The following is a 311-nucleotide window of genomic DNA, read 5'->3' as shown; positions in this document are numbered from 1 at the left end:
AAGCGGGTGAAGAGAATCGAACTCTCGACCAGAGCTTGGAAGGCTCTTGTTTTACCACTAAACTACACCCGCATTAAATTGTAAATGGTGAGCCATGAAGGACTCGAACCTTCGACCCTCTGATTAAAAGTCAGATGCTCTACCAACTGAGCTAATGGCTCATTTTGAAAGTGGTGCCGACTAGAGGACTTGAACCCCCAACCTACTGATTACAAGTCAGTTGCTCTACCAATTGAGCTAAGTCGGCTTGCGACTTCAAAATGGTGGCTCGGGACGGAATCGAACCGCCGACACGAGGATTTTCAGTCCTC

Annotated in this window: 3 tRNA genes; all 3 read right to left on the bottom strand. The window is 47.9% G+C overall.

Annotated features, from left to right (window positions below):
* Window position 1 precedes the first annotated feature (1 nt).
* A tRNA-Gly gene (locus MR107_RS30635) sits at window positions 2-72 on the bottom strand.
* Window positions 73-85: 13 nt separating this feature from the next.
* Window positions 86-161 (bottom strand) — tRNA-Lys (locus MR107_RS30630).
* 10 nt (window positions 162-171) lie between these two features.
* Window positions 172-247, bottom strand: a tRNA-Thr gene (locus MR107_RS30625).
* Between the last annotated feature and the right edge of the window lie 64 nt (window positions 248-311).

Origin of the sequence: Bacillus cereus group sp. BfR-BA-01441, assembly GCF_022663075.1 — a bacterium.
Classification (GTDB): domain Bacteria; phylum Bacillota; class Bacilli; order Bacillales; family Bacillaceae_G; genus Bacillus_A; species Bacillus_A cereus.
The sequence above is the reverse complement of the archived record's forward strand: the minus strand, read 5'-3'. Positions and strand labels throughout refer to the sequence as shown.